The 20,965-nt window shown below is 46.8% G+C and carries 19 protein-coding genes, 1 tRNA gene and 2 pseudogenes; 13 read left to right on the top strand and 9 right to left on the bottom strand.

Annotation, left to right across the window (positions count from 1 at the left end):
• Positions 1 to 46: 46 nt before the first annotated feature.
• The 8 genes and pseudogenes from B5D26_RS14380 to B5D26_RS14340 form a co-directional block, all read right to left on the bottom strand.
• A complete protein-coding gene (locus tag B5D26_RS14380; protein ID WP_078746414.1) occupies positions 47 to 562 on the bottom strand; it encodes a hypothetical protein in 516 nt (171 codons plus the stop codon).
• An 11-nt stretch (positions 563 to 573) separates the two neighbouring features.
• Positions 574 to 741: a hypothetical protein gene (locus tag B5D26_RS16230; RefSeq protein ID WP_159445677.1), complete on the bottom strand. Its 168-nt coding sequence runs from the start codon at positions 739 to 741 to the stop codon at positions 574 to 576.
• A 618-nt stretch (positions 742 to 1,359) separates the two neighbouring features.
• Positions 1,360 to 1,677: pseudogene (locus B5D26_RS14365) on the bottom strand (antibiotic biosynthesis monooxygenase family protein).
• Between the two features lie 54 nt (positions 1,678 to 1,731).
• A pseudogene (locus tag B5D26_RS14360) lies at positions 1,732 to 1,827 on the bottom strand (Type I secretion system protein TolC); the annotation flags it as partial.
• A 109-nt stretch (positions 1,828 to 1,936) separates the two neighbouring features.
• Entirely contained in the window at positions 1,937 to 2,779 is an 843-nt protein-coding gene (locus tag B5D26_RS14355; RefSeq protein ID WP_078746411.1) for a hypothetical protein, read from the bottom strand.
• A 237-nt stretch (positions 2,780 to 3,016) separates the two neighbouring features.
• Positions 3,017 to 3,098: transfer RNA gene (locus B5D26_RS14350), tRNA-Tyr, on the bottom strand.
• An 8-nt stretch (positions 3,099 to 3,106) separates the two neighbouring features.
• Positions 3,107 to 3,835 (bottom strand): FRG domain-containing protein, encoded by a 729-nt coding sequence (locus B5D26_RS14345; RefSeq protein WP_078746410.1) that lies wholly within the window; start codon positions 3,833 to 3,835, stop codon positions 3,107 to 3,109.
• 481 nt (positions 3,836 to 4,316) lie between these two features.
• Positions 4,317 to 5,216, bottom strand: a complete 900-nt coding sequence (locus tag B5D26_RS14340) for a LysR family transcriptional regulator (RefSeq protein WP_078746409.1) — start codon at positions 5,214 to 5,216, stop codon at positions 4,317 to 4,319.
• A 184-nt stretch (positions 5,217 to 5,400) separates the two neighbouring features.
• Here B5D26_RS14340 and hutH point away from each other — a divergent pair, with 184 nt between their 5' ends.
• The 11 genes from hutH to B5D26_RS14285 all read left to right on the top strand — a co-directional run bounded on the left by hutH (position 5,401) and on the right by B5D26_RS14285 (position 17,874).
• Positions 5,401 to 6,912, top strand: coding sequence for a histidine ammonia-lyase (hutH, locus tag B5D26_RS14335; RefSeq protein ID WP_078746408.1), 1,512 nt, complete (start codon positions 5,401 to 5,403; stop codon positions 6,910 to 6,912).
• 262 nt (positions 6,913 to 7,174) lie between these two features.
• Positions 7,175 to 8,953, top strand: coding sequence for a urocanate hydratase (locus tag B5D26_RS14330; protein WP_200810697.1), 1,779 nt, complete (start codon positions 7,175 to 7,177; stop codon positions 8,951 to 8,953).
• A 151-nt stretch (positions 8,954 to 9,104) separates the two neighbouring features.
• Complete coding sequence (hutI, locus tag B5D26_RS14325; protein WP_078746406.1) at positions 9,105 to 10,406, top strand: imidazolonepropionase; 1,302 nt, start codon at positions 9,105 to 9,107, stop codon at positions 10,404 to 10,406.
• Positions 10,407 to 10,408: 2 nt separating this feature from the next.
• A complete protein-coding gene (gene hutG / locus B5D26_RS14320; RefSeq protein WP_078746405.1) occupies positions 10,409 to 11,401 on the top strand; it encodes a formimidoylglutamase in 993 nt (330 codons plus the stop codon).
• A gap of 192 nt (positions 11,402 to 11,593) precedes the next feature.
• Positions 11,594 to 12,757: an alcohol dehydrogenase-like regulatory protein ErcA gene (gene ercA, locus B5D26_RS14315; RefSeq protein ID WP_078746404.1), complete on the top strand. Its 1,164-nt coding sequence runs from the start codon at positions 11,594 to 11,596 to the stop codon at positions 12,755 to 12,757.
• Entirely contained in the window at positions 12,741 to 14,123 is a 1,383-nt protein-coding gene (locus tag B5D26_RS14310) for an ATP-binding response regulator (protein WP_078746403.1), read from the top strand. The genes ercA and B5D26_RS14310 overlap by 17 nt, the downstream gene beginning before the upstream one ends.
• A 97-nt stretch (positions 14,124 to 14,220) precedes the next feature.
• Entirely contained in the window at positions 14,221 to 14,760 is a 540-nt protein-coding gene (locus B5D26_RS14305) for a DUF924 family protein (RefSeq protein WP_078746402.1), read from the top strand.
• Positions 14,761 to 14,880: 120 nt separating this feature from the next.
• Positions 14,881 to 15,777 (top strand): LysR family transcriptional regulator, encoded by an 897-nt coding sequence (locus B5D26_RS14300; protein WP_078746401.1) that lies wholly within the window; start codon positions 14,881 to 14,883, stop codon positions 15,775 to 15,777.
• 73 nt (positions 15,778 to 15,850) lie between these two features.
• A complete protein-coding gene (locus B5D26_RS16630; RefSeq protein WP_159445676.1) occupies positions 15,851 to 16,678 on the top strand; it encodes a peptidoglycan DD-metalloendopeptidase family protein in 828 nt (275 codons plus the stop codon).
• A 31-nt stretch (positions 16,679 to 16,709) separates the two neighbouring features.
• Positions 16,710 to 16,928: a nitrate/nitrite transporter NrtS gene (gene nrtS, locus B5D26_RS14290; protein ID WP_078746400.1), complete on the top strand. Its 219-nt coding sequence runs from the start codon at positions 16,710 to 16,712 to the stop codon at positions 16,926 to 16,928.
• Positions 16,929 to 16,971: 43 nt separating this feature from the next.
• On the top strand, positions 16,972 to 17,874 hold the full coding sequence (locus tag B5D26_RS14285; protein ID WP_078746399.1) for a methyl-accepting chemotaxis protein: 903 nt from the start codon (positions 16,972 to 16,974) through the stop codon (positions 17,872 to 17,874).
• A 54-nt stretch (positions 17,875 to 17,928) separates the two neighbouring features.
• Here the strand turns inward: B5D26_RS14285 and B5D26_RS14280 are convergent, their stop codons facing one another.
• Positions 17,929 to 19,161 (bottom strand): TIGR03862 family flavoprotein, encoded by a 1,233-nt coding sequence (locus tag B5D26_RS14280; protein ID WP_078746398.1) that lies wholly within the window; start codon positions 19,159 to 19,161, stop codon positions 17,929 to 17,931.
• Positions 19,162 to 19,344: 183 nt separating this feature from the next.
• Between B5D26_RS14280 and B5D26_RS14275 the strand changes: the two genes are divergently transcribed.
• A complete protein-coding gene (locus B5D26_RS14275; RefSeq protein WP_078746397.1) occupies positions 19,345 to 20,586 on the top strand; it encodes a glycosyltransferase in 1,242 nt (413 codons plus the stop codon).
• A 121-nt stretch (positions 20,587 to 20,707) separates the two neighbouring features.
• On the top strand, positions 20,708 to 20,965 hold a 258-nt coding region (locus B5D26_RS14270; protein WP_143833120.1), incomplete at its 3' end, for a helix-turn-helix domain-containing protein.

Raw genomic sequence — 20,965 nt, 5'->3', positions numbered from 1 at the left:
CAAAAACAGCATTAACGCTCTTGGCGATGATCTACTTCTAGTTGAATCAGTTATCAGATGATGCTGGGGAAGGCGTATGTTTATTTACCTGAGACTCTATTTTCTCTTTCAAAGCTTTCGGCAAAGGCTGGTTCTCAGAAACAGGCTCCATAATGCTGTAAAGCCAGACAATCATAGAAATCAGTGCAACAAGGGCTGTAGAGATAAGGCCAGCAACAACCCCCTCAATCAGTCTTTTATGCAGGGGAGTTTTTACATTCTTGATGATCTCAGAATCGCGTATTTCCTGCTGATACACTAAAAGCTCTTCAGCAAGTGTTGCCTGAATAAAAGCATTCAGCTGAGCTTCGGCTTCGCCTCTATAACGTCGAATTGATTCAGGCCGGGAGTGCTGGTTATAAAAGTAGGTTTGCATCTCTTCCGGAGTGGGATAACGACCAGTATCTTGATGGTGTTTCTGTATCCAGCGGACTTTTTCCTGTTTGTAAACGGAGTAAGCCACCATACCGACAAAATCATCATCACCCTGAACAAGATCATTAAAAAGATTGTGTCCCCACATAACACAATCTCCTAGACGGTATGAGCCCGGCGGGATTGTTTGTACTTTTCGTTGATCTCTTCGGCTGAAAAGTGTCGGCGGGCAATCTGGCGCTTAACCTGTTCCGGCAAGTCGTAGGCGTCCAGCGGCTTTTTACGCATCACTGCCTTTGCAGCTGTTCTGATAATTCCCAGAGTCATAGTTTCACCCCATATAGATAGTGTAGATCCTTGCTTTATCGACCAAATATACCACAACTCAAACAGCATAGGCATAAATGCTGAGTTTTGATTCAGATAGACACTGCTACTCAGAAACATCCTTTCCCGTTATCCTTAGCCCTCTGTTTTTCACGCTTTACTATCGGTGTTTTACCCATGACATCCTCGGTTTCATCCGCTAACTGCTCCTCGTCCAATCAAAACGACTTACCGATTCTGGCGCAGGTGCCTGAGTTGGTGGCTCAGGGGAAAATTAGAACACCCATTCATTTATATCTGAAAAATCAACATACTACATCGCCATGATATAAATGCTTAGATTGTGTCTCACCATGCAGCCATGCACAACCCACTCGTTCAGCGTACTGTTTTAGCTTGTTTAAACAGCCTATTGCTCGGTTAAGTTTCAACCCTTCTGGCTGCATTGCTTTAAGCCAATACGCCTTATCGATCCCTAACCGATCCAGTATCGGCATTGAATTCGATGAAATAAAGTCCCGTTTATCCTCTCTGCAACAGCGCCCAGTCCAGTCAACTAAGGCTAGATAATCTGAGTAATCGAATAGGATAGCGGTATCACTATCAGCCTACCGTTGGTTAGATACCATAATCATGCTCTACCTTCGATATACGAGTTTTGAATGATGAATACCACTGCTCATGCCCCAGTCTTTGGGCTTCTTGATGCTCGGCATTCGCCTTCCACTGCTTGATGGACTCAAGATCAGACTAATAGGAAACTGTAATTCCAACGTCCTCTCGTGCGGACTCTACGCCCAAGAAACCCGGTTGCATTGACGCTAGCTCAACCATTCGAGCTGCCATTTCGCTGTAGCCGCTATCACCTTCAGTACGATGAGATGTGAAAATCACTGCGTAGTAAGGTGGCTTTGGTGTACTGGCAATGAGGGACATTCTTGCTCCTTTGAGTATTTAATGATTAGGAAAATTCGGACGCCCATTTATTTATTGGCCGCATAAAAACGCACGGCGAACACAACGGGCAATGCAGTGATAGTAAGGGGTATCGGATGGGCTGATTTGTTCTAAGCGAGCGCGGGTCATGATGTATCCTCCTTGATGAACAAGCTATTCCTTAGCGGTTGAGTTCAATGTAGACCATGTTCTTTAAAGGGGCTAATTTTTATGGGTGTCCTGTTTTTTTTTGTTATGTTTAAAATGGCAGGTCATTAGGCTCATCTAACTTACCTACCGTTGCCTCAACTGAATCAGCCAGAGCTTCAACTTTTTCTAAGAGTACCAAAACAGAATCTTTTGAAACCTCAATCGCTTCGCCGTCCTTGTTGTATCCTGCCCGGTGAACACAGTCATGGCGTTTCACGACATCTTTAAATAACCACGAAATGTCACCAAAATCATGACCTAGAACATCTTTAAACATTGGCTTAACCTTCTTTAGATCGTGAAATATTAGATCTTTAAGGTAAGTGGCAACCGTAACCTTTAAGTTTGATTGCTTTTCAAAAATCTCTTTAAGAGTGAACGTTCTTTTTGAGAATTCAGGGTCTGTTTCAACTAGTTTTCGTATTAACTCCTCAGAGTTTGTAACCTTATGAATAAATATGCCTGCCAAGTAACCTTCAATTGCTGATACAACGTGACCATGTAGCATGACCCATAGATTAAATAGGGTGTCAGGAGGAACTTCTACTTCTAGTAGTGTTCGGACACTCTTTAAGTGGCTTTGCAGAATTTCATAATGAGTTTTGCTATCGATATACCAGTAAAGCTCATCAGCTTCATCTTCTGGGTAATAAGGCATCCCGTGGTTTACGTCCACATTCCCATAATCAATTGATGCCATAGCACTATAAAAAGTGTTAGTAACTTGAACTGTATATTCCTTATCGCAAGAAGGGCAAAACACCTCCTGCCAAGAGTCGGTTTGGCTATCCTTATTCTTTTCAGCGGAAAAATCAGGGTCTTGGACATAGACTATATCTTCTACATGCTCACCACATTCACAGGCAAATGAAATATCCATCTGTAAACTCATAACTCTCCTTTAAACATAACGAGGCTGTAGAAAAGCCTCAGTCTCAAAAATTGATCATTTTTTGTACTAAAAATGGCGCTCCTACGCGAATTCTGGAGCAGTTCTCATCAAAGAATGTGCTTAAATCAACGTGGCAGCGCGATAAATTCTCAATAACTAGAACCCGTTAGGTTTTTCTACAGCCTGAACGCCGTGTTCACCGGCTTGTCCGGTGCAACACTTTGTTAAGTGATTCGGTACGAGAGGGCGGACTCGAACCGCCACGCCTTTCGGCACACGATCTATAGTCGTGCGTGTCTACCAGTTTCACCACTCTCGTATAAAATACTACAACCTAAATCTTCTTCGAATACTTAGCGCCAGCCCTTCCAAATCAGGAAACATTCTAGCCTCATCAGTACCAGAGTGCTCTAACTCATCTAATAGTCGAGGGATGATTACTTCAGGGATTTCAACTTTCAGGGCACAATTTGTAACGACCTTATTTACAGGACTATAATCTCCCCCATGAACGGTAAAATAGCCTCGTTGAGCAGTCAGCCTTGTACTATTCCAACTCGGAGCGATGGCTACTGGAGTTTTTCTCTCCCATGATTCAGACTTAACTTGTTCGTAATAGTTAAATTTAAGCTCGTCCATATCACCGTATATAATACGGTCAGTATCACTTATTTTTGCATTCAACCTATATGGATTTAGAATCCACAGATGCGGCTTTTCGTAGCTTGTATATTTTAAAGCAAAGAAGAGAGCTACGTGCAACGAGTCAGTCCAATCCAATAAACGGGTTGGCACTTTGTAGTGCTGCATAATCGCGAGTATTCCCCAAGGATCGGTTGGCATACCAACATGTGCTCTACCTTCTGTAATAAACGTATTAAATATGTTCTTCTCGTCTACCAGACGCACATCTTTGATTCTGAAAAGAGATGGCACTAATTCATAGTAGCCATGACTATGACCACGAAACCAAGCAGGATCATTTGATATGCCCAGTCGCTTTCGCTTTTTCGCGATAGACTCATAAAATTCTTTGAGAGCCTTCTCTGTTTCCATAATTTAATAATTAGCCTTAGAGTTACTTAATTATTAAACGGTTATACAGATGGCGAAGCCATGGCTATAACCGTTTGTTGAACGGCCGCTGGCACTCTAGGGAATTTGCTTTTTAACACGATGTTTTCCCTGTCAACCTGTGGCTTATCTGCGAACTATTTTCTGGCTTGTTCCACGCCTAAGTCGTTCGCTTGGTTCACTATTTTTTTCTAATAAAACTATCTTTTACCTGCTTTTTGATGCGCTGGCAACAATCATCCTTCGGGCTATACCCGAAGCGCTTAACACCTTGCGATTGATCAAGGTTTCGGTGCTAAGTCGTATCGGGTATTCGTAATATCTGGGCTATCTCGTTTCTGACTTGATTCACTTTTCTCTTCTTTTATGAGCATCGTTTTCTGCAAATGCTGAAATATACCGCTACAGCCACACTGCTGGGCATAAAGCTCGCTGGCAGCGGTGTGTGTTGCGCAGGTTCTGGCTACAAGTTTGCGTGGCAGCGTTTTAATTCACTGATCAACTCTTTGATAAGTGGCGTTGAAACTGCATTCTTCAGGGTGATCAGCATCACAGGGATTTCGTAATGATACCGCTCTGGCAAAATCGCTTTTAGCTGACCCTTTTCGACCCATTGGTTCGCATAATGCTCTGGCAGATAACCGATAAACCGGCCAGACAGCACCATATGTGCAATGCCCTGATCATGGTAAGCCGTGGCGGTATTCTGATAATTTAACCCGTCATTACGGGTTTCTTTATCTCTCTGATAGTGGCTGGAAACAATTTCAGCCTCCTTCAGCAAGGCTTCACGGGCATTATCATCGCAATCAAACAACGGATGCTCTGAAGAGCAATACAAGTAGTTCACTTCGTTCTGTAACGGGTAGTAGTTCAGTCCACGAATAGGATGACGGCTCACCCCCAGTCCCACCATAGAACGCCCGCTGATAACCGATGTTTCGACCTCTCTTGCTTCACATACGTTGATTTCAAACTGAATGGAATCGCTTTTGTCTCTGAGTGCTGCGATCGCTTTTGAGATTCCACAGCGCGGGTCGTTAACCAGATTATCAATGGTGGCGATGGTGACACGGCCTGTCAGTTCATTTTTGGAACTAGCAACGGTCGCCGCAAAGGCTTCGCACTGTCTGAGCAGTTCGAGACTGGCCTGATAGGTGATACGTCCGGGTTCTGTTATCTCAAAACCGCTTCGTCCGCGCTTGCATAACGTCAGGCCCAGTCGGATCTCCAGATCAGACAGATGAGCGCTGATGGTTGAACGCCCGATGTTTAACCTTGATTCCGCTGCTGACAAACCGCCGGATTCAACAATTGCGACAAAGATTCTTAAGAGCTTTAAGTCAACATCATGGATCTGCATATAAGAATGTCTCCGCTGCGATGCAGCTCTCATCTTTTGTTCGATGACTTTTGTTTGATAGGTTTTTGTTCGATAGCTTTTGTTCGATAAAGCAGGAATAACGCTCGGATATTCTTTATCTATGAAACTTAAGTTGCAAGATATACTTCTGACAGCCGCTACATTTTCATCGGAGAACTATAAAATGATGTTTAAATACGGGATAGATACACTCACTGTTGAATTGGTCAATGACATCGCCAATGGCTCTGTTGAAACTGAGCTCTGCTCGGAAGCAAAAGACAAGATCAACGCCAGCCGGAAAAATGTTGAGCACATGGCCAGCTCAGATTCTGCGGTATATGGCATCAATACTGGTTTTGGCCCTCTGTGTGATACCCAGATCTCTCCTGCTGAGACCAATCTGCTACAAAAAAACCTGCTAATCACCCATGCGGTTGGGGTGGGTAACTCCATTGATAAGTCAATCTCTAAGCTGATGCTGATTACCAAAATCCACGCACTAAGTCAGGGGTTTTCGGGTATTCGTCTTGAAGTCGTTGAAAGAATGCTCAAATTTTTAGAGCTGGATCTGATTCCTGTCGTACCAGAGCAAGGTTCAGTGGGGGCTTCAGGGGATTTAGCACCCCTTTCACATCTGTTTTTACCCTTAATCGGCGAAGGTGAGTTCTGGCAGGGCTCAGAAACGGTATCGGCGATTACGCTGTTAAAAGCGCATCACTTGGCGCCTATGGAGCTTGAAGCTAAAGAGGGGTTGGCGCTGATTAATGGTACTCAATTTATTCTGTCTCATGCCATTACCGCACTGGTCAAAATGCGCTATCTGCTGGATTTGGCGGATTTAGCAGGTGCTATGAGTATTGAAGGGATGCAGGGAAGTTCTTCACCTTTTAGAGCAGAGCTGCATCAGACCCGACCATTTCCGGGCTGCATAGAAGTCGCTGCTAGAATGCGGAGCTTTTTTGACGGTTCGCAGAATATGGCATCGCATACCAACTGTAATCGCGTACAAGACCCTTACTCACTGCGTTGTATTCCTCAGGTGCATGGTGCATCCCGAAACGCCTATAACCACCTGAAAGAGTTAGCTGAGATCGAAATGAACTCAGTGACAGATAATCCTATTGTGATCAGTCAGGAGGAAGCGATCTCTGGCGGCAGTTTCCACGGTCAACCTCTGGCGATGGCGTTGGATTATGTGTCTATTGCGGCGGCTGAGTTGGGCAATATTGCCGATCGTCGTTGTTACTTACTACTTGAAGGCATGCACGGCCTGCCAAGAATGTTAACCAAATCAGGCGGTTTAAACTCTGGCTTGATGATTCCTCAATATGCCACGGCAGCTTTAGTGACTGAAAACAAATCACTGTGTTTCCCGCCATCAGCAGACAGTGTGCCAACCTCAATGGGGCAGGAAGATCATGTCTCTATGGGCAGTATTTCGGGTCGTAAACTCAATCAGATCCTCGGCAATCTAGACAAGATTTTTGCCATTGAACTGATGTATGCCGCCCAAGCGATTGATTTCAGACGCCCGAATACCTGTTCAGAAACAATTGAGAAGAATCATCAGATTATCCGTAGCAAAGTCGCCAAATTAGAAGAAGACAGACTGCTAAAACCTGACATTGACGCCATGATCAAGCTGGTTCAAACACAGGCGCTCTGTGTTGATTCGCCAGTAAACCACGCTTAAGCCGGGAAAACATAAGGAGACGCTGACAATGAATGATATCCATCTTTTTCAACAAACGATTAAGCAAGGCATCCCTGCGAGTTTACCCGCTGCAAAGCCGTATCCGGAAAACGCCAATCGGGCACCGAAACGAAAAGATATTTTAAGCACAGAAGAAAAGCAGCTGGCAGTACGCAATGCACTGCGTTACTTCCCGAAAGAGTGGCATGCAGAGCTGGCGCCTGAGTTCGCGAAAGAGCTGAACGACTATGGCCGGATTTATATGTACCGTTTTAAGCCAGAGCACTCATTGAAGGCTCGCTCAATCGAGGATTATCCGGCTAAGTGCCAGCAGGCTGCGGCGATCATGCTGATGATCGACAATAACTTAGATCCTGCGGTGGCTCAGCATCCGGAAGAGCTGATCACCTATGGCGGTAATGGCGCGGTATTCCAGAACTGGGCTCAGTATCTTCTGACCATGAAGTATCTGAGTGAGATGGAATCGGATCAGACACTGCACATGTATTCCGGACACCCGATGGGTCTGTTCCCTTCTTCTGAAGAGGCGCCAAGGGTCGTTGTGACTAACGGTATGATGATTCCGAACTATTCCAAACCGGATGATTGGGAAAAATTCAATGCTCTGGGTGTAACCCAGTACGGCCAGATGACCGCCGGATCCTTTATGTACATTGGTCCGCAGGGCATTGTTCACGGTACAACGATTACGGTGATGAATGCCTTCCGTAAAGTGCTGAATAAAGGTGAAAGCCCGAAAGGTAAGATCTTCTTAACCGCAGGTCTGGGCGGTATGAGTGGTGCTCAGCCTAAAGCGGGCAACATTGCTAACTGTATTACTGTCTGTGCTGAGGTGAACCCTAAAGCGGCGATCAAACGTCATGAACAGGGTTGGGTAGACGAACTGGTTGATAATATGCCGGATCTGGTTGCCCGTGTTCGTAAAGCACAGGACAACGAAGAGGTGGTCTCCATCGCCTTTATTGGTAACGTCGTAGACGTTTGGGAAAGCTTCCTGACTGAAGATATCTTCATTCATTTAGGCTCAGACCAGACCTCTCTGCATAACCCTTGGTCCGGTGGTTACTATCCGGCAGACATCAGCTACGAAGAATCAAACCGCTTGATTCGTGAAGAGCCGGAAGTCTTTAAAGAAAAAGTACAGGCCACACTGAAGCGCCACGCCGATGCGGTCAATAAGCATACGGCTAAGGGCACCTATTTCTTCGATTACGGTAATGCCTTCCTGCTTGAAGCATCGCGGGCAGGTGGTGATGTGATGGCTGAAAACGGTATCGACTTCAAATATCCCTCTTATGTTCAGGATATTCTGGGGCCGATGTGTTTTGACTATGGTTTTGGCCCCTTCCGCTGGGTGTGTACCTCAGGGAATCCGGAAGATCTGGATAAAACCGATGGGATTGCAGCGAAGGTACTGGAGCGTATCATGCGGGATTCTCCGGAGGAGATTCAGCAGCAGATGCAGGACAACATCACCTGGATCAAGGATGCGAAACAGAACAAGCTCGTGGTTGGTTCACAGGCGCGTATCCTCTATGCCGATGCACAGGGACGGGCGGAAATTGCCAAAGCCTTTAATGATGCCATTAACGCTGGTGAAATTGGCCCCGTGGTATTAGGCCGTGATCATCACGATGTCAGTGGCACCGACTCCCCTTACCGTGAAACGTCAAATATCTATGATGGCAGCCGTTTTACAGCGGATATGGCGATTCATAACGTGATTGGTGATGGCTTCCGAGGGGCAACATGGGTATCCATTCACAATGGCGGCGGTGTCGGCTGGGGTGAAGTGATCAACGGCGGTTTTGGTATGCTGCTAGATGGCTCTGAGGCTTGTGAACGTCGTCTGAAAAATATGCTGTTCTTTGACGTCAATAACGGCATTGCACGACGCAGCTGGGCACGGAATAAAGAAGCTGATTTTGCCATTAAGCGTGAAATGGAACGCACGCCTAAACTAAAAGTCACTCTGGCAAATCAGGTTGATGATGGCTTGCTCGAAGGCCTGAATTTCTAACCTTTTGATAGCGGGTATCAGAATGCCATCCACTTAACGGATGGCATTCAAATTCAGTCTCACCTGCAATTCAAAGCCTCCAAATCGGGGCGAACCAGAATATCCCCACCTTATAGCGATAAGAAAGTAGCGATAAGAAAGAGAGTGCCTTATGACAATAACGGATACCGTGATAAATCAGAACAAGGCTGATGCTCATCGCTGTGACCTTTTAATACACAACGTATCTTTAGCGACAATGGACTACGAAACGTCAGACTCGGCATCGCCCTATGGTCAGTTAGAAGATGGTGTATTGGCTGTCACGGCGGGGCGAATCAGCTGGGTCGGGGCGGCAGCAGAAGCTCCGGAGTTTGACGCGATTGAACAGATTGATGGGCAACAGGGCTGGCTGACTCCCGCTTTAATCGACTGCCATACCCATTTGATTTATGGCGGCAGCCGCGCCCGTGAGTTTGAAATGCGCTTGCAAGGCTACAGCTACCAAGAGATTTCCCAGCAGGGCGGTGGCATTGTGAGCACGGTGAGAGCCACCCGTGCCGCATCTGAGCAGGAACTGTTTGCAAGCGGGTTAAAGCGTTTGCAACGTTTAATGGCCGAAGGAGTTACCACCGTTGAAATCAAGTCTGGTTACGGTTTGGACTGGCCGACTGAGCAGCGCATGTTAAAGGTGGCAGGGCAACTGGCCGAACACACAGGCATCGAGATTAAGCGCACTTTTTTGGCCGCCCATGCCGTGCCGCCGGAGTATAAAGACCGTGCTGATGATTATCTTGACCTTGTGATTAACGAGATGCTGCCCCAAGTGGCGGAGCATAATTTGGCCGACGCAGTGGATGTGTTTTGCGAGGGGATCGGCTTTAGCCATGCCCAAACCGAGCGTTTATTTAAAGCCGCGCAGCAGTATGGTTTGCCCGTGAAAGGCCATATGGAGCAGTTAAGCGACCTTAAGGGTTCCCGTTTGGCCGCTGAGTTTAATGCGCTATCGGTGGATCATCTGGAGTATCTCGCCGAAGAGGATCTACCTGCATTAAAAGCCGCCAACACGGTTGCAGTGTTATTACCGGGGGCGTTTTACTGTTTAAAAGAAACCAAACTGCCCCCTGTACAAGCGCTGTTTGAGCATCAAATTCCGGTTGCGGTTTCCACCGATCTGAACCCCGGCACCTCACCTATTGCCTCGTTACTGTTGGCGATGAACCAAAGCTGTCTCTTATTTGGCTTAACCCCTGAGCAAGCCTTAGCAGGCGTCACCTGCCATGCGGCGCAAGCTTTGGGTTTACAAGATCGCAAAGGGCAACTGCAAGTGGGCTATCAGGCCGACTTGGTGCTGTGGTCAATTGACCACCCCAGCGAGCTGAGTTACGCGATCAATATGCATCAACCTCAACAGATTTGGGTCAACGGCCAGCCTCGGTTGAATCCCTCTGTTTCCAACACCACAGGAGCTTAACCATGTCGGCTAAGAATCATCACACCCCCGCCAATATGGCGCTTTGGCAGGGGCGTATCGACGATGAGGAAGAGGGCATCAGTTGGCGCTGGCATCAACAAGTGCAAGCCTTGCCTACGGATTATTCAGAGGTTCAAACCGGAGATGTTGCGCTTTTGGGTTTTGCCTGTGACGAGGGAGTGCGTCGCAATAAAGGTCGCCAAGGCGCTAAACAAGGGCCTGAAGCGATTCGTAAAGCCTTGGCCAATGCGGCATGGCACCTGAGCAAAGCGGTGTATGATGCGGGTGATGTAAACTGTGATGATGAACAGCTTGAGCCTGTACAAGCGGCTTTAGGTCTGCAAGTGGCTCAGCTTTTGCGCCAAGGTTTACAGCCCATTGTTTTGGGTGGCGGGCATGAGATCGCATGGGCCAGTTTTCAAGGCATCGCTCAGCATGTATACGCGCAAAATCCCAAGGCCGCAGTGGGTATTGTGAATTTCGATGCGCATCTTGATTTACGTAACCCAGAGCGCCAAGGCAGCTCCGGCACACCGTTTCGCCAGATTGCCGAGTGGTGCGCCCATCAGCACAAACCGTTTCACTACTACTGCATAGGGGTGAATGACAGCGCCAACACACAGGCACTCTTCGACTTTGCCAAAAGCCAAGGGGTGTTGTGGCGCTTAGATCACCAGTGCAAGCTGTCTGATTTTTCCGACATCAGAGCGGAAATGCAGACCTATCTGCGTCAGTTGGATTATCTCTATCTGACCATCTGCATGGATGTGTTCAACGCCGCTGCCGCACCGGGTGTCAGCGCACCTTCAGTGATGGGCTTAGACCCTGTGATCGGTTTAGCCCTGATCAAACTGCTGATCAGTGAAGCGCAAGCCCTGAACCTGCCTATTGTGTTAGTGGATCTTGCGGAGTGTAACCCGCTTTTAGATCAAGACAGCCGTACGGCTAAACTGGCGGCTCGGTTGGTGTATGAAATTGCTGGAGCGGCTCAATAATATTCACGTCTGAAGCTTGGAGGGGGTGCTGGTCGGCCAGAACGTAATTTAGATCTTAAGTAGCGTTCTGGCAGATACTTTTGATGACTTGGGGCTGGATCACAGTTCAGGTAGACTGCTCGGTCTATAACAATTACAACGACCGCTGTTTCGGTAGTGTGATCCACTGAGAAACAGATTTGAGTGGTAGGCATGAGTCAAGACATTTCCAATCTCAGAAAGTTTGTGGCACCAGAAATCATTTTTGGTGCTGGCGCACGTCATTCTGTGGCGAACTACGCCCGCACATTTGGGGCGCGTAAAGTGCTATTGGTTTCTGATCCCGGTGTTGAACAAGCAGGCTGGTTAGCCGATGTGGCCAATAGTTTGGCGGCGGAAGGCATTGAGTTTGTGACCTTCACGCAGGTTTCCCCCAACCCTCGTACCGACGAAGTGATGCAAGGGGCTGAGGTTTACCAAACACAACAGTGCAATCTTATTGTGGCGGTCGGCGGCGGTAGTCCAATGGACTGCGCCAAGGGCATTGGTATTGTCTGTGCCAATGGCAAGCACATCTTAGATTATCAGGGCATTGATACTATTCATCTGCCTATTCCCCCGCTGATTTTTATTCCCACAACAGCAGGCACCTCGGCGGATGTGTCGCAGTTTGCGATTATTTCTGACCAAGTGGACAAGGTGAAAATCTCTATTGTCAGCAAGGCCGTTGTGCCCGATGTGGCACTGATTGATCCTGAAACCACCTTGACCATGGACCCGTTCCTCAGCGCCTGCACAGGGGTGGATGCTTTGGTTCACGCCATTGAAGCGTTTGTCTCGACAGGAGCTGGGCCGTTGACGGATATGTACGCCTTAGATGGTATACGTTTAATCCATCAACATTTAGCCGCATTGGTGCTACAACCCCATGATCTCAAGCTTCGAGAGCAAGTGATGCTGGGTTCCATGAAGGCGGGATTGGCCTTCTCTAACGCAATACTGGGCGCAGTTCATGCCATGTCTCACAGTTTGGGCGGCTATTTAGACCTGCCTCATGGCCTATGTAATGCGATGCTGCTGGAGCATGTGGTCGATTTTAATTTCCATGAGGCGGAAAATCGCTTCAAAGTAGTGGCTGAAACTTTGGGTATTGATTGTCGCGGCTTAAGCAGTGCCCAAGTGAAACAACGATTGATCCAAGAAATTATCAGCTTTAAGCAGCAGGTGGGCTTAAGCCAGTCTTTAGCAGCACAGGGCGTGCGGGTGATTGATATTCCAATGCTGTCGGTTCGTGCGCTGTCTGATCCTTGTATGCTCACCAACCCACGTAGCTCCAATCAACGTGACGTAGAAGCGGTATATGAACAAGCCCTCTGATCAACAAGAGCAACTGCTGGCCAGCCTGATTGGTTTAGGCCAACAGTCAGCACGCAAAAGCTACTACTCGGAACTGACCGCTAAACTTGAAGAGTTAGAGGCCGAGCGTAACCGCTACAAGTGCCTCAATGAAGTATTAGAGCAACGGGTTGCAGAGCGCACGCAAGCACTCACCGAAGTGAACGCACAACTGCGCCAAGAGATTGCAGAGCGCGAGTTGATGCAAGCGGAGCTGAAGCAGGCCAAAGAACTGGCCGAAGCGGCCACGCTGAGCAAAGACCGCTACTTTGCAGCTGCCAGTCACGATTTATTGCAGCCGATGAATGCCGCTCGACTGTTGGTATCGGCGTTAAGAGAACAGCCCTTGCCTCAACATGAAGGTTATCTGGTTGAGCAGATTCATCTGGCCTTAGAAAACGCTGAAGACTTGATCACCGACCTACTGGATATTTCAAAACTAGATCAAAAAGCGGTTACACCAGATATCAGCGAGTTTCATTTGGGGCCACTGCTCAACTCAATGCTGGCTGAGTTTCAGCCTGTTGCGCAGAGCAAGAACCTGAAGTTGACCCTGATTCCTAACTCGCTGGCGGTGTGCAGTGACTCAAGGTTATTGCTGCGTATTATTCGAAACCTGCTGAGCAATGCGATTCGCTACACCCGCACAGGCCGAGTGCTCATAGGCTGCCGTCGCCAAGGCGGTCATATCCGTATCGAAGTCTGGGACACTGGCGATGGTATTCCGTTAAATCAGCAACAGAATATTTTTAAAGAGTTCCAACAACTCGACCGCCACCGTGGTAAGGATCGGCAAGGCTTAGGCTTAGGTTTGGCCATTGTGGAGCGACTTGCCAGTATGTTGCAGCACCCTTTGACGGTGCGCTCAGAGGAAGGCGTCGGCTCGATGTTCTCTATTAAAGTTCCCCGCGCCAGCCTAGCCGCTTTGCCTGCCGCTGTGAGTCATTATACGATTTCGCCAGTTTCCAGCTTACATGGGCAATCTGTGTTAGTGATTGATAACGAAGACAGCATTTTAATGAGTATGGATCAGTTGCTCAGTGGTTGGGGCTGTGAGGTGTTAACGGCCAGTAATAGTTGTGATGCAATCGCACTTTGTACTGATGAAGATTTTATGCCTGATATTATTTTGGCCGATTTCCATCTGCATGATGACTTGTTGGGTACGGATGCCATTCAGGCTGTGCGTGAAGAGCTTGGTCAGCCAATTCCTGCTGTTATCATTACCGCAGATCGCAGTAGTGAGTGTCGACAGCTATTTGACCGACTAGAACTGCCTGTTCTAAATAAGCCAGTTAAACCTAGTAAACTACGGGCGCTGCTTTCTCATCTTGTTGAAGGGCGTTAGCTTTTCTCTGTCATTTGTCGGCAATCTCTTACAAGCAGAATGTTTAACTCTTGACTAAGATCAATGGGTATAAGTTCTGTTTATTTGAGGTATCGCTATGTTATGGCAGCCCGTAATTGAATTTTGGTTTCGTGAGTTAACACCTGAACAGTGGTGGATTAAAGACCGTATTTTAGATACTCAGATTAAGCAGCGCTTTGGGACTTTGCTAGAAACAGCAAAAAAAGGCGGGTTAAGAGAATGGCACGCTCAGCCCCGAGGGCGTTTAGCTGAGATTATTTTGTTAGATCAGTTTTCTCGTAACATCTATCGTGATAGCCCTGAAGCTTTTGCCGCTGATGATTTGGCATTAGAGCGCTGCCTTGCGGCCATTGCCTGCAAAGATGATCGTTCGCTTACCCGTGATGAGCGTGCCTTTCTCTATATGCCTTTGATGCATAGTGAAGAGGCTGACATGCATGTTTTAGCGGTAGAGTTGTTTAAACTGTTAGGCAATGAAAATACTTTGAATTTTGAATATAAACACAAAGCCATTATTGATCGTTTTGGTCGCTACCCCCATCGCAACGCTATTCTAGGTCGAGCCTCAACCACTGAAGAACTGGAGTTTCTAACCCAGCCTGATAGCGCTTTTTAGCACGTATTTAGTAAGTAGTGGTTAGGGTACAAACAATTCAATCAAAGTCTTTCCAATCACTCTGCCACGTAATACAGTGGCAAATAAATCGAGGTAGGTAGCAGATAGCGGAAATGGAATATGAGATATAGTCTAAGGCAGTTACAGGTCTTTTTGGCTGCGGCACACTTTGAAAATATCACGCGAGCTGCCGAAAGTTTGTCCATGTCACAATCTGCTGCCAGCAGCGCCCTAAAAGAGCTTGAACAACAGTTTGATATTCAACTTTTTGACCGAATCGGTAAGCGTCTGCAACTCAATGAGTTGGGGCGACTGGTTCGTCCTCAGGCTGAATCACTGTTGGCGCAAGCAAGCGAACTTGAAACCAGCTTTAGTCAACATCTGCAACCCGGTCATCTAACTGTTGGCGCAACATTAACCATTGGTAATTACCTTGCCGTTGATCTAATGGCGCGCTACATGCTGGAACAGCCTCAAGCCAAAGTCACCTTAGATGTGGAAAATACAGCCGCTATTGCCAGCAAAGTGCTGAATTTTGAGTTGGATATCGGCCTGATTGAGGGCGAGTTACAGCAACCAGATCTTGACGTTTTGCCTTGGAGGCAAGATCAGTTAGTTGTGTTTTGTAGCCCTGAGCATCCTTTGGCTCAGCGTAGTGAGCAAGCACTAACAGATACAGACTTGCTTGCGGCAACTTGGATTCTGCGGGAAAAAGGCTCAGGTACAAGGCAAACCTTTGACCGCATCATGACGGGTATTCTACCCGAACTACAGGTTTTGCTTGAGCTACAACATACAGAGGCCATTAAACGTGCCGTTGAAGCAGGCCTAGGTTTAGGTTGCTTATCTGCAGTGGCTTTAGCCGATGCTTTTAAACGTGGTAGTTTGGTGCCTTTACAAATTCCCCATCGTAATACTGAACGGTGGTTCTATTTTATTCTGCATAAACAAAAATATCGTAGTGCAGGGGTGCAGCGCTGGATCGACCTGTGTCGGCAATCGGTGTTACAGTCTTGAACTTTATGGCTTGATTTATATTAAGTTTATCAATTTATAAGGAGTGCTTGCTTTGTTTGGCTTGACCCAATCAGTGAGATGGATCCCCAAATTTATCCTCAGCAGTTTATTACTATTTTCCAGTTTGGCACTTGCAGGCTTTAGCCCACAAGACAGCCGTGTCCCAGGAGGGGTTGCGATTATTGAACTGCCACAAAGAGGCAGCGCCTCTCCTCAGGTTTTGTTTCAAGATAAGCGTGTGTTTACTACGCAAAAAGAAGGTAAATGGTATGCTTGGGTAGGTTTGCCCTTGTCGCTAAAAGCTGGGCAATATTCTCTTATTTGGCGTACTGCAGAGGGTGATAAGGCGATTGCCTTTGACCTGAGTGATAAAAAATATGAAGAGCAGCGTTTAACCGTTAAGCAGAAGCATGTCACGCCTGATCCAAAACAATTAGCCCGTATTCGCAAAGAAACCCCTGAAATTCGTAGCGCGATGGACAGTTTTCGCCCAGTGGTTTATCCATTACCTGAGCAGTTAGTACAGCCTACGCAAGGGCGTATTAGTAGTTCGTTTGGTTTGCGTCGTATTTTTAATGACCAACCGCGAAATCCTCATAGCGGAATGGATATTGCGGCACCAACAGGCACAGACGTATTGTCAGCCTTAAATGGCAAAGTGGTTGCGGTGGGTGATTACTATTTCAATGGTAAAACGGTGATAGTTGATCATGGCCAAGGCTTAACCACTTTATATTGTCACCTGTCTGAAATTAACGGCGTAAAAGTTGGCGATAAGGTCAGTGCAGGCCAGAAAATTGGAGAAGTAGGGGCAACAGGTCGAGTGACAGGGCCTCACTTACATTGGACGGTTACTCTGAATGGCGCGCGAGTTGATCCAGCATTATTTTTAAAGCCTTAGCTATTGATGTTAGTACTGAAGAGAGAATACGATGCCCAAATGGTTTAGTATCGCCACCGAAAAGGCAATTCTGAAGCGATCAATAAAGGTTATGGCGATTGTAGGTACATCTCTAATGCTTATTAACCATGGTGATCGCTTGATTAGCAATACCCTAGAAACAGAGCATATTTTCAAGATTGTATTAACCTATTTAGTACCTTTTTCGGTTGCCACTTACAGTAGTGTTGTAGCCCGACTAGAGTCCTGAGTATTTCATTGTTGCGACTAAAAAATTAGATATAGGGAATATTATGTTTTTCTCAAAAAATAAAGTGGCTGATGATGAAGTGGTCATCAAAAAGAGTGCGTTAGCAGAGTTAGAGCGTAAAGCTGCTATTTTGGATCAAATTATCAGTAATGCGCCGAGTAAAAAGGCATCACAGATTACACAGAATGCAAAAGCTGTGAACAAAGCTTCATCTCAGCGTTTAGATAAAATTGAACATAACTATCAGCTGGTTGAGCGTTTGGTGGGACAGGCCAGTGATATGGGTGGGCTGGCAAATGAAGCCGTCAGCTTGGCGCAGGAAACGGCTAAGCATAGTGAGCAAAGCTTGAAGCAGTTAAAAGCCTTGTCTAATAACATTGCAACTGCGGAGAAGCGAATTTCAGAGTTTAGCGGCTTGCTAGAAGGCTTTAATAAAAACAATCAAACAGTTACACAGTTGGTTGATGCTATTAAAGGTATTGCAGACCAGACTAACTTGCTTGCATTAAACGCTGCTATCGAAGCTGCGCGAGCGGGGGAATATGGTCGCGGTTTCGCGGTAGTTGCCGATGAAGTTAGAACGCTTGCCAGTACAGCGAATAGCTCTGCTGAAGAAATTCAAACTGAGATGAATAAAATTATTGAAATCTCTAATGCAATCGTGAAGCAGCAGCAAACCGTTGTTAACAGTATCTCTGAAAGCCAGAGTTTGTCAGATGCTATTGCTGAAAGCTTAGGTAATGTGAACAGTTTCTCACAGCAAAGCGCCCGAGCTGCGGATACAGTAATCTCTCATGTACAAGACCAAATGAGTGATGCCAATACAGTGTTGAAAAACATTGGAGAGATTGTCAGTGATACCCGTCAAGCGGTTGAAGGGTCTGCTAATAATAGTCAAATTGGTGAGCAGCTGGTTGCTGATCTTAGCCCGTTGACTAAGCTTTAGTGGTTTACCTCTACCCTATTAATGGGGTAGAGGTGATAGTATTCTGGTCTTGCGTTATTTTTGTTGAAGATAACGCAAGACTCCCTCCCCAGCTCTCAAGCCTGTCGCTAAACAAGCCGTAAGCAGATAACCTCCTGTTGGGGCTTCCCAATCCAACATCTCACCCGCAAAGAACAAGCCGTTATGTTGCGTGCTCATTAAATATGGATCTAAGACCTCAAAACAAACGCCACCTGCGGTGCTAATCGCTTCAGATATAGGCGTGGTTTCTGTCAGAACCAGTGGCAAATGTTTAATTTTATAAGCCAATTGTGCGGGGTCTTGAAAGCAGTGCTTATCGGTCAATAAGCGTAGTAGCGCACTTTTTATACCACCTAGCTTGAGAGTGTTAAGCTGCTGGGTAATAGATTTGCCTTTACGTTGGCTGAGCTTTTCTTTTAGCTGTGCCTCGCTACGATCAGGACTTAAATCAAGCATCAGTGTGCATTGGCCGTGGGATAAAATTTGATCTCGTATCAATGCGGATAGTCCATAAATTAAACCACCTTCAATGCCTTGCTGGCTGACCATCAAATCACCACGTTTGTACTGTGATTCACCCTCTGCATTTGTGACGCTAATTTGAATACTCTTGATGGGTACTCCCGCGAACTGCTCGATAAATACCTGTGACCAAGGATATAAAAAACCGCAGTTGGCCGGTTTCAGCGCGGCCAGCCTAATTTGACGCTGAGTTAATAGTGGCACCCAACGGGCATCACTGCCTAACTTGGCCCAGCTACCACCGCCTAAAGCCAAAATTGTACTTTGCGCCTCTACACAAATCTGACCTTCGGGTGTGTCAAAGCAGAGTTGCTGATTTGCATCCCACCCCGTCCAATAATGACGGGTGTGTAATACTAAACCCTGGTTTTTAAGCTGATGTAGCCAAGCGCGCAGTAAAGGCGCGGCTTTCATACCCGTAGGAAACACCCGCTGCGAAGACCCTACAAAAGTTTCGATGCCTAAATCATGTACCCACTGGCGTACGTCAACATTGTTAAAAGCGTGCAAGCTTTCTAAAAGTGCAGGGGCTTGCGGCTGATAACGGGTCAGAAACTGTTCAGTGGCTTCGGCATGCGTAATGTTCATGCCACTTTTACCCGCATATAAAAACTTGCGGGCAACCGTTGGCATCGCTTCAAAAAGATGTACAGCAATACCTGCTTGTAATAACCGTTGCGCCGCCATTAAGCCTGCGGGGCCTGCACCGATAATGGCAACGGGAATTGGAGCAGAAAACGACATGCGAGACACCTGTAAATCTAAAAGCGCAGATTCTAGGCAATTTGGAGCCTTTTGTCTTAAAAGCTTGTGAGTAATCGACCGAATATCTCCAATTTCACATTACAAGGATTGCCCTATACACTTGCGCTGCAACTCTTTCGGCAGGTAACGCCTTTCAAATCAAAGCGCTGGATCACCTTTTATATGAAAAAAGTATTAGTCATTGGCTACGTATGGCCTGAGCCAAACTCCTCAGCCGCAGGCACGCATATGCTGTCGCTCTTGAGACTGTTCCGTCAGCAAAACTGGCAGGTTGAGTTTGCTACCCCCGCACAAGCCACTGAGCATATGGTTGACCTAGCAGAAGAGGGTATTAGCAGCCGAAATATTGTGTTGAACTGTGACAGCTTTGATCAGTATATCCTTGAATATCAGCCTGATATCGTGATGTTTGACCGCTTTATGATGGAGGAACAGTTTGGCTGGCGCGTTGAAAAAAACTGTCCTCAGGCGCTCAAAATACTGGATACCGAGGACTTACAGTTTCTGCGCAATGCTCGTCACCAAGCACTCAAAGCAGGCCGAGAACTGAAGCAGGCTGACTTATGCTCTGATTTGGCTAAACGAGAAATTGCGGCCATTTTACGCTGTGACCTTGCACTGATTATCTCCAGCTTTGAAGTGGAGCTGTTAACAGAGCGCTTTAAGATTGACGCTAGCATCCTGCATCATCTGCCGTTTATGGTGAACTTGGCACAATGTCCAACAGAGACTAAAAGCTACGATCAACGTCAGCATTTTATGACCATCGGCAACTTTAGACACGCCCCTAATTGGGATGCTGTTTTATTCTTACAGGAAATTTGGCCGTTGATTCGTAAACAGTTACCCAGTGCTGAGTTACATATTTATGGATCTTATCCGCCTCCTAAGGCCACTGCGCTACATAATCCGAAAACGGGGTTTTTAATTAAAGGTTGGGCAGACGATGCCTTTGTGGTGATGGAACAAGCTCGGGTTTGTCTAGCACCACTCCGCTTTGGCGCAGGTATTAAAGGTAAGCTGCTAGATGCGATGATCATGCAAACACCGAACGTCACAACCCCTATTGGCAGTGAGGGCATGCTTGAAGATGAACGCTGGCCAGGGGTGGTTTGTAAACAGGTTGACGCACAAGCTTTTGCAAACGCAGCGGTAGCGCTGTATCAAAACGCTGAGCAGTGGCAGCAAGCACAAGCGGATGCGAACACATTATTAAACAAGCGTTATGATGCAGAGCAATTAGGACGAACCTTAATCACGCGAATTGAGCAGATCAGTGAGCAGTTAGAACAGCATCGACTCGACAATTTCACTGGCGCAATGCTGAGGCATCATACCATGGCCAGCACAAAGTATATGTCGCAGTGGATCGCGGCTAAAAATGCCCCACCGCAGCCCTCATAACCCTCTATTTTTATCGCCATAAAAAAAGCGCGCTTGCGGTTAGCCACAAGCGCGCTTTTATATCTTCTTAGCGGCAAATTCTGAGTGCAACACCTAATCCAATATCGGGTAAGGTGTTGTTATGACATACAAAGAACTCAACATAGAAGAGCGTGCCACTATTCAAATTGGCCTGCTTCACAATCTCAGTCTGCGAAGTATTGCTCGCCTACTTGATCGAAGCCCCTCAACAATCAGTCGAGAGATTCGTCGTAACCAGCTTGCCGATGGCCTATACGAAGCACCTAAGGCTCAAGCCAACCGTCAGGCTCGAAGAGTAGGCTGTCGACCAGTGAAAAAGCTTGCTCAGGGTAATGAACTGTTTGACCTCGTGATTTTG

Origin of the sequence: Oceanospirillum multiglobuliferum, from assembly GCF_900167095.1 — a bacterium.
Taxonomy (GTDB): domain Bacteria; phylum Pseudomonadota; class Gammaproteobacteria; order Pseudomonadales; family Halomonadaceae; genus Oceanospirillum; species Oceanospirillum multiglobuliferum.
The sequence above is the reverse complement of the archived record's forward strand: the minus strand, read 5'-3'. Positions and strand labels throughout refer to the sequence as shown.

Excerpts from the sequence above, each read along its gene's own strand:
- nrtS (WP_078746400.1), top strand. The coding sequence starts at position 16,710 with ATGCCCAAATGGTTTAGTATCGCCACCGAAAAGGCAATTCTGAAGCGA.
- hutG (WP_078746405.1), top strand. The coding sequence starts at position 10,409 with ATGTCGGCTAAGAATCATCACACCCCCGCCAATATGGCGCTTTGGCAG.
- B5D26_RS16230 (WP_159445677.1), bottom strand. The coding sequence starts at position 741 with ATGACTCTGGGAATTATCAGAACAGCTGCAAAGGCAGTGATGCGTAAA.
- hutH (WP_078746408.1), top strand. The coding sequence starts at position 5,401 with ATGATGTTTAAATACGGGATAGATACACTCACTGTTGAATTGGTCAAT.
- B5D26_RS14280 (WP_078746398.1), bottom strand. The coding sequence starts at position 19,161 with ATGTCGTTTTCTGCTCCAATTCCCGTTGCCATTATCGGTGCAGGCCCC.
- B5D26_RS14275 (WP_078746397.1), top strand. The coding sequence starts at position 19,345 with ATGAAAAAAGTATTAGTCATTGGCTACGTATGGCCTGAGCCAAACTCC.
- B5D26_RS14330 (WP_200810697.1), top strand. The coding sequence starts at position 7,175 with ATGTACCGTTTTAAGCCAGAGCACTCATTGAAGGCTCGCTCAATCGAG.
- B5D26_RS14380 (WP_078746414.1), bottom strand. The coding sequence starts at position 562 with ATGTGGGGACACAATCTTTTTAATGATCTTGTTCAGGGTGATGATGAT.
- ercA (WP_078746404.1), top strand. The coding sequence starts at position 11,594 with ATGAGTCAAGACATTTCCAATCTCAGAAAGTTTGTGGCACCAGAAATC.
- B5D26_RS14285 (WP_078746399.1), top strand. The coding sequence starts at position 16,972 with ATGTTTTTCTCAAAAAATAAAGTGGCTGATGATGAAGTGGTCATCAAA.
- B5D26_RS14305 (WP_078746402.1), top strand. The coding sequence starts at position 14,221 with ATGTTATGGCAGCCCGTAATTGAATTTTGGTTTCGTGAGTTAACACCT.
- B5D26_RS14340 (WP_078746409.1), bottom strand. The coding sequence starts at position 5,216 with ATGCAGATCCATGATGTTGACTTAAAGCTCTTAAGAATCTTTGTCGCA.
- B5D26_RS14345 (WP_078746410.1), bottom strand. The coding sequence starts at position 3,835 with ATGGAAACAGAGAAGGCTCTCAAAGAATTTTATGAGTCTATCGCGAAA.
- hutI (WP_078746406.1), top strand. The coding sequence starts at position 9,105 with ATGACAATAACGGATACCGTGATAAATCAGAACAAGGCTGATGCTCAT.
- B5D26_RS14355 (WP_078746411.1), bottom strand. The coding sequence starts at position 2,779 with ATGAGTTTACAGATGGATATTTCATTTGCCTGTGAATGTGGTGAGCAT.
- B5D26_RS14310 (WP_078746403.1), top strand. The coding sequence starts at position 12,741 with ATGAACAAGCCCTCTGATCAACAAGAGCAACTGCTGGCCAGCCTGATT.
- B5D26_RS14300 (WP_078746401.1), top strand. The coding sequence starts at position 14,881 with ATGAGATATAGTCTAAGGCAGTTACAGGTCTTTTTGGCTGCGGCACAC.